Raw genomic sequence first — 7,168 nt, forward strand, 5'->3', positions numbered from 1 at the left:
ACTCTTCATATATGTATATATAATTAATGCAATTTCACATATATACATATATGGCAATTTTATAATAACTATATATACATATAATTTTAGTTGCTATACACGTTTATATTATATAGGTATAATTATATATACAATCAAACTACAAATTCATAATAAAAAACGTCATTTTAAGTTTAATTTAGCTTAAAATGACGTTTTTTATTATTTTTCGTTTTCATGTAATGATTCTAAATCAACTTCAAATTTCGAATCATCATTTAGAGATTTAACATAAGCTGTACCAATATTATTGTCAACACTAACTAGTTTTACTGGTTTATTGTAATAATAAAGTGTTATATTATTATTTTCATTATTATTGCATATCTCTGCTGCTCTTCTAAGTTGCATAATACACCTCCTTATATTTCTTAACTTATATTTTCCTAATATAAATATCTTATTCAAAATAAAAGAGACTATTTTCATAGTCTCTAAGTTTCTAAAAATTTATCTTGGATTTACGACAAGCTTAATAGCTGTTCTTTCTTCTCCGTCTATATTGACATCAGTAAATGATGGAACACACACTAGATCTATACCACTTGGTGCAACGAAACCCCTTGCCACAGCAATAGCTTTAATAGCTTGATTTAAAGCTCCTGCTCCAATAGCTTGAATTTCAGCACTTCCATTTTCTCTTATAACTCCAGCTAAAGCACCTGCTACAGAATTTGGATTAGATTTTGATGAAACTTTTAATACATCCATTTCAACATCCCCCTCTTATGTTTCTTTGTAGAATATTATCAAATTGTATAGTATCCTATTTAACTACAAATTCTATAAAAAAAATAAAACTCCTTTATTTTAATATTAAATTTAATATTATATTGATATAACTAAGCTTCACAGATTATTTGCATAGTCTAAGTAGATAAATTCCATAAGTATAAAAAAGTCTATTAAGGGTTACTTAATAGACTCCTATGTTTCTAAACTTTCCGTATCTATGATTTACTATTTCATCTTTAGAAAAATCTTTATAAAAACTTAATCTGTTTATTATATAATTTTTAATATCATTTGACACAGCTTCTAAATCACTATGAGCTGTACCAGATGGTTCCTCTATAATATGATCTATTATTCCTAAGTCTTTTAAATCCGAACTAGTAAGCTTCATTATTTCACTAGCATCTTTAGATTTAGAGGAATCTTTAAATAGAATGCTTGATAATCCTTCAGGAGAAATAACTGAATAAACTGAGTTTTGAAGCATGACTATCTCATTTGAAACGCCTATTCCAAGTGCTCCTCCACTCCCCCCCTCTCCTATAACGATAGAGAGTATAGGTACTTTAAGTGAACTCATTTCAAGTAAATTTTTTGCGATAGCTTCTCCTTGACCACGTTCCTCAGCTTCTATTCCACAAAATGCTCCTGGAGTGTCTATAAAAGTAATTATTGGTCTATTAAACTTTTCAGCTTGTTTCATAAGTCTTAGAGCTTTTCTATATCCTTCTGGATGCGGCATTCCAAAGTTTCTTTTTATTTGTTCATTTATATCTTTTCCCTTTTGATGACCAATTAACGTAACTTCGAAGTCGCCTATTTTCCCGATTCCTCCAATTATTGATGGATCATCTTTATAAAGTCTATCTCCATGGAGTTCTATGAATAAAGAACATATGTTCTTTATGTAATTTTCGGCATTTGGTCTCTTTATATCTCTACTTATAGAAACCTTATCCCATGCAGATAAATCTTTAGGAGTAGTATTTTCAATGTTTCTAAGTTTTGTTTCCAATTTTTCTATTTCGCAACTTAAGTCTATATTGCTTTGATTTGATAGTTGTTTTAATTGTTTTATGCTTTCTTTTATCTTATTTATATCATCCTTCGAACTAATGTTCTGTATGTGCAATTAAATCACCTTCTTTACAATAATCATAACCATGTAAGCTTAATAAGTTAAATAAAGTATCTTTCATTTGGTCTCTATTAACTATAAGATCTACAAAACCATGTTCTAATAAAAACTCAGATGTTTGAAACCCTTTAGGTAAATCTTGCTTAATCGTTTGTTTTATAACCCTTGGGCCGGCAAAAGCAATCAAAGCATTAGGTTCTGCTATAATTATATCCCCTAGAGTTGCAAAGCTAGCAGTAACTCCCCCTGTAGTAGGATTAGTAAGTATAGATATATATAAAAGTCCTGCATCTGATAATTTAGACAGTGCTTGAGATGTTTTTGCCATTTGCATAAGAGAAATCATACCTTCTTGCATTCTAGCGCCTCCAGATGCACAACAAATTAACACAGGAAGTTTATTATCAATAGCATACTCTATAGACTGAGTAATTTTTTCTCCAACTATTGCTCCCATACTTCCCATCATGAATTTAGGATTCATTACACATAAAACGACTTCTACACCATGTATAAGTCCTTTACCTGTTATAACAGCTTCTTTTTCGTTTGTAGCATTTTTATACTTTGATATCTTAGTCTCATAGTCAGGGAAGTTTAATATGTTTTTAAATTCTAAATCATAATCAAATTCTTCAAAACTATTTTCATCTAATAATAATTTAATTCTTTTTCTAGCAGAAAAATCATAGTGTTTATTACACTTTGGACATATATTTAAATTTTCTTCAATATCTTTTCTAAATACTTGGCTTTTACAAGTTTCACAATAAATCCAAAACTTATCATCTACACTATTTTCTTTAAAATTCTGATTTAAATGAACAACTGCATAGTTTTGACCTTTTCTATTTAAGAACTTCTTAATCATAATCAAAATCTCCTTAACTTAAGCGTTTAAGCTTTTTATAAAACTAGTTTCTATAAATTTAGTATGATGAGTATTATCCATAAACTCATTAGAATTTATAAGTTGTTTTTGAAAATCTATGTTAGTAGTAACTCCCTCTATGATTATCTCATCTAAAGCTCTATTCATTCTACGTATACATTCTTCTCTACTGTCAGCTATACAAATTAACTTCCCTAACATAGAATCATATATAGGTGGTACTGTATATCCAGGATATATAAATGTATCAAATCTTACTCCGAATCCTCCTGGTATATGAATAGACTCAATCTTTCCTGGACATGGTCTAAAATCATTATCAGAGTCTTCCGCATTTATTCTACACTCAATGGCATGACCTTTAAATTTAATCTCATTTTGTTTAAATGGTATTTCTTTTCCACTAGCAATAAGCAGCTGTAAGTTTATAAGGTCTATACCTGTTATCATTTCTGTTACAGGATGTTCAACTTGTATTCTTGTGTTCATCTCAATAAAATAAAAATTCTTGTCTTTATCTACAATAAATTCTATAGTACCGGCTCCGATATAATCTACACCTTTAGTTATCTTTACAGCTGTATCATATAATTTTTTTCTTTGATTATCGTCCAGATAAAAACTTAAAGATTCTTCTACAAGCTTTTGGTTTCTTCTTTGCATAGAACAATCTCTATCTCCAAGATGTATTGCATTATTGAAACTATCTCCAAATACTTGAACTTCTATATGTCTTGGATTTTCAATATATTTTTCCATATATAAAGAACTGTCTCCAAATGAAGATAGTGCTTCTGCTTTTGCTATATCAAATAAAGAATCAAACTCACTTTCATTGTAAATTATTCTCATACCCTTACCGCCACCTCCACTAGAGGCTTTTATCATAACGGGGTATCCAATAGTTTTAGCTAATTTTTTAGCTTCTTCTCTATCTTCTAAAATTGATTTCGATCCAGGAACAACTGGAACGTCTAAACTAATCATAGTCTCACGTGCTTTTGATTTATTCCCCATTAGCTCTATTTGATTAGGTGTAGGCCCAACAAAGATTATATTATTATCAATACATGCTTTAGCAAATTTAGCATTTTCTGATAAAAATCCAAATCCTGGGTGTATAGCATCACAATTCATTTTTTTTGCTAAGTATATTATATTATCGATGTTATTGTAACTTTTACTTATATTATTAGGTCCTATACATATAGACTCATCAGCTAAGTATCTGTGTAAACTTTCTTTATCTATTTCAGAGTATATAGCAACTGTTTCTATGTTTAGTTCCTTGCATGTACGAATTATTCTAACTGCTATATCGCCTCTATTTGCAATTAATAATCTTTTAATCATAAACTGCCTCCTATTAAATTGTTTTTATTTTAAATATAGCCTGATTATATTCTACTAAATCTTCGTTAGACACTAATATATCAACTACTTCACCATCTACATCACTATTTATTTCATTCATAAGTTTCATAGCTTCAATTATACAAAGAGTATCTCCTTTTGAAACTTTATCTCCTACTTTTACAAAAGTACTTGATTCCGGACCTGATGCTTCATAATAAGTTCCCATTATAGGAGCTTTTATTACATGAATATTGTCATTACTAACTTCTAAATCAACAGAAGCCTCTTCTTTATTAGCTTCATCATATGCACTACTTACTTCCGTTAGTTTAAGTTCTTCTTTTTTGTTTTCTACTGTTTTTGTGTTTACGGGAACTTCACCTTTAGAGACTTCTAAAATAAATTTCTCATCTTTTAAGTTTACATATGTCAAATTAGTTTTATCTATAGTCAATAATAATTCTTTTATCTCATTTACTTTCATAATTACCTCCTTGTATTATTACCTGGTACTAACATTATATCACAAAAAATGGTTTTGCAAAGTAAAAAGTGCTACTTTTATAAAAAGTAGCACTTTTATTTTTATTCAATTCTTTGTTCTATACTTTCTAACTCTTCAATAGTAAGACCTGTAATTTCACAGATGAATTTTTTATCGGCTCCTTTTAATAGGAGTTCTACAGCCATATCTATTTTAGTTTTCATAAGATTTTTATTAGCTTCTTCATTTTTCACAATTGTTTTTTTATTTTCTATTACTTGAACTGCTTGAGAAACTTTTGTATTTAGTTCTTTTCTGTTACCTATGAAACTTGAATAATATTTAAATAAGATAAATATAGCTGGAATAATAAAAAATAATTTAGATCCTATAAATCCAATTAAAGTTGTTAGTATAACTATAGTCTTATTTATATCTGGTAAATTTTCATTTTTTGAGAAAGATTCAAAAACTCCTAAAATTGTTATGGCTATACATAAAGGAATCAATGTATAGCTTGCCAAAAGCCCTCCTAAGCCTATTGAATCTATATTGTGAAGAATATTGCCATAAACTGCCATGTCCCCGTTTAAATAAGCACACATACAAGCTATAAGGCCTATAATTCCACCGAGTGATTGTGTATACCAATTAAAAAAAGATTTGTCCATAATCATTCCCCCGTAATTTAATAATATCCCTATATAAGATATTATTCACTTAATATTATTTGTATTAACTAAATTTTATTTACCTTAAGGTTTTTAAGGCGTCTTCTAAAAACTTTGTATCGTTATTTCCTTTTTCCTTTTCTATATCTATAAGCTTCTTAGTTAAGTTTTGAGCATTATTTAAGTTATTATTATCTATAGATTCGAAAATTTGTTTTAAAATGAAGTAAGATTCCTCGTCAACAGTGTTAGAATTAAACTTGTTATAATAATATATACACATAATACTCTCCTTTTAATAATTTTTTTATATTTATATTATACTTATAATTTTGATATAAAATTCTAAGTTTTTAAAATTATTTTCATTATATTTAAAATCATCTTGTTAAAATTAATTCTTTTGTGTATACTTTTTGTATGTTTATTTATTAAATTATTATTTATAATCGAGGAAAAGGGAGTCTAACTATGTTAAATACTATTGAGATTATACTTAAAATTTTATTTTTCATTTTGTCTTTTGTATGGGCCGGGAAGATTATGATTTTAAGAAGTGATAAGCAAATAGTTATAAATCCATTACTTATTTCTATATCAGCGATTTTAGCTTTACTACCCGATGCAATATTTGGAATTAACCTTCAATTTGTTAATATAACATTATATTTCATATACGTAGTTATAATTTTATTCGGACTTTATTGTATGAAAAGAAAAAATGGAGTTTTTTAACTCCATTTTTTTATCGTTTAATACCTTCAACTCTATATATTTTCATGCCATAAGACATAAACTTATCTTCATATTCAGTTGTTACATTACCTTCAAATTCACTATTAGCTAAATCTAAAGTTATATTTTTAAGTTTTAAATCAGCTTCTGAAAACTCATTTAAACTAAATTCGAATAGTTTTTCATTATCTGTTTTGAAGTGAATTTCACCATTTGAATTTAATATAGTTTTATAATTCTCTAAAAATCCTCTATATGTTAATCTTCTTTTGTTCCATCTTTTTTTAGGCCATGGATCACAAAAGTTTACATAAACTCTAGAAAGTTCATTTTCCTCAAAATAAGTTAAGATGTTATTTACATCTCCCCATACAAACTTTATGTTAGTTAAGTTGTTTTCAACAGCCTTCTCAACTGCTTTTAATAAAACCTCTTCTTTTATTTCCATAGCTATGTAATTGATCTCTGGGTTTTGTTTTGCTAAAGTTGTTATAAATTGACCTCTTCCTGTACCAAATTCAACGTGTATAGGGTTTGGATTTTCAAACTTTTCATTCCACTTTCCTTTGAAGTTTATATCGTCACCTTTTATAACATATTCTTCAAAACTTAATAATCTAATGTCGGCGCCTTTTTTCTTACGTCTTCTCATGATTTACTCCTATTTTATTTATTCAAAATTAAAGAGCATTGGAAGCCCAATACTCTTTAATTAGTTATTAATTAATTTCCACAGCCAGAACATCCTCCGCCGCATCCACCGTCAGCTTGGTTTTCTGGTGCAACTCTAAATCCATAACCAGTATCTTCTATAACTATATCTCCATAGTTATTGTAATCTTCTGTACTCATTATAAAGTTTAAACCTTCTACTTCGTAGTTAAGGTCATCTCCGCTTTGCTCATCCAGAGCAAGTCCAAATGATGGACCGCCTCATCCTACTCCTGCAAAATAAACTCTTATATTTTTAGGTCTATCTTGACTGTCAGCTAAAATATCTTTTAATGTTTTTACAGCTGTATCTGCAACTTTAACTTTCATTTTAATACATCCTTTCAATTTTATTACATAAATTTATATAAAAACAAATTTATATATATATTATACCCATATAGAGT

At 28.1% G+C, this 7,168-nt stretch carries 11 protein-coding genes; 1 reads left to right on the plus strand and 10 read right to left on the minus strand.

Annotation, left to right across the window (positions count from 1 at the left end; all coding sequences use genetic code 11):
- Positions 1-201: 201 nt before the first annotated feature.
- The 8 genes from RWY47_RS09945 to RWY47_RS09980 form a co-directional block, all read right to left on the minus strand.
- Entirely contained in the window at positions 202-390 is a 189-nt protein-coding gene (locus tag RWY47_RS09945; RefSeq protein ID WP_021431228.1) for a small, acid-soluble spore protein, H family, read from the minus strand.
- A gap of 99 nt (positions 391-489) precedes the next feature.
- Positions 490-750, minus strand: a complete 261-nt coding sequence (locus RWY47_RS09950; RefSeq protein WP_021431229.1) for a stage V sporulation protein S — start codon at positions 748-750, stop codon at positions 490-492.
- Positions 751-955: 205 nt separating this feature from the next.
- Entirely contained in the window at positions 956-1,906 is a 951-nt protein-coding gene (locus RWY47_RS09955; protein WP_226883297.1) for an acetyl-CoA carboxylase carboxyltransferase subunit alpha, read from the minus strand.
- The gene (gene accD / locus RWY47_RS09960) at positions 1,887-2,783 is read right to left on the minus strand and encodes an acetyl-CoA carboxylase, carboxyltransferase subunit beta (protein ID WP_021432934.1); all 897 of its coding nucleotides are present in this window, start codon (positions 2,781-2,783) and stop codon (positions 1,887-1,889) included. The genes RWY47_RS09955 and accD overlap by 20 nt, the downstream gene beginning before the upstream one ends.
- An 18-nt stretch (positions 2,784-2,801) precedes the next feature.
- Positions 2,802-4,157: an acetyl-CoA carboxylase biotin carboxylase subunit gene (accC, locus tag RWY47_RS09965; RefSeq protein ID WP_025161918.1), complete on the minus strand. Its 1,356-nt coding sequence runs from the start codon at positions 4,155-4,157 to the stop codon at positions 2,802-2,804.
- A gap of 13 nt (positions 4,158-4,170) precedes the next feature.
- Positions 4,171-4,644, minus strand: a complete 474-nt coding sequence (gene accB, locus RWY47_RS09970) for an acetyl-CoA carboxylase biotin carboxyl carrier protein (RefSeq protein WP_224170313.1) — start codon at positions 4,642-4,644, stop codon at positions 4,171-4,173.
- A gap of 101 nt (positions 4,645-4,745) precedes the next feature.
- Positions 4,746-5,315, minus strand: a complete 570-nt coding sequence (locus RWY47_RS09975) for a hypothetical protein (RefSeq protein ID WP_021431234.1) — start codon at positions 5,313-5,315, stop codon at positions 4,746-4,748.
- 79 nt (positions 5,316-5,394) lie between these two features.
- Positions 5,395-5,598 carry a hypothetical protein gene (locus RWY47_RS09980; RefSeq protein ID WP_021431235.1) on the minus strand — a complete coding sequence of 68 codons (204 nt, stop codon included), beginning with the start codon at positions 5,596-5,598 and terminating at the stop codon, positions 5,395-5,397.
- A gap of 188 nt (positions 5,599-5,786) precedes the next feature.
- On the opposite strand from RWY47_RS09980, the gene RWY47_RS09985 reads away from it, so the two are divergent.
- On the plus strand, positions 5,787-6,050 hold the full coding sequence (locus RWY47_RS09985) for a hypothetical protein (RefSeq protein WP_021431236.1): 264 nt from the start codon (positions 5,787-5,789) through the stop codon (positions 6,048-6,050).
- Between the two features lie 10 nt (positions 6,051-6,060).
- Here the strand turns inward: RWY47_RS09985 and trmB are convergent, their stop codons facing one another.
- The gene (gene trmB / locus RWY47_RS09990; RefSeq protein ID WP_170074657.1) at positions 6,061-6,702 is read right to left on the minus strand and encodes a tRNA (guanosine(46)-N7)-methyltransferase TrmB; all 642 of its coding nucleotides are present in this window, start codon (positions 6,700-6,702) and stop codon (positions 6,061-6,063) included.
- A 71-nt stretch (positions 6,703-6,773) separates the two neighbouring features.
- On the minus strand, positions 6,774-6,902 hold the full coding sequence (locus RWY47_RS09995; protein WP_021431238.1) for a hypothetical protein: 129 nt from the start codon (positions 6,900-6,902) through the stop codon (positions 6,774-6,776).
- Positions 6,903-7,168: the final 266 nt, after the last annotated feature.

Source organism: Paraclostridium sp. MRS3W1 (assembly GCF_032465715.1).
Classification (GTDB): Bacteria; Bacillota; Clostridia; order Peptostreptococcales; family Peptostreptococcaceae; genus Paraclostridium; species Paraclostridium dentum.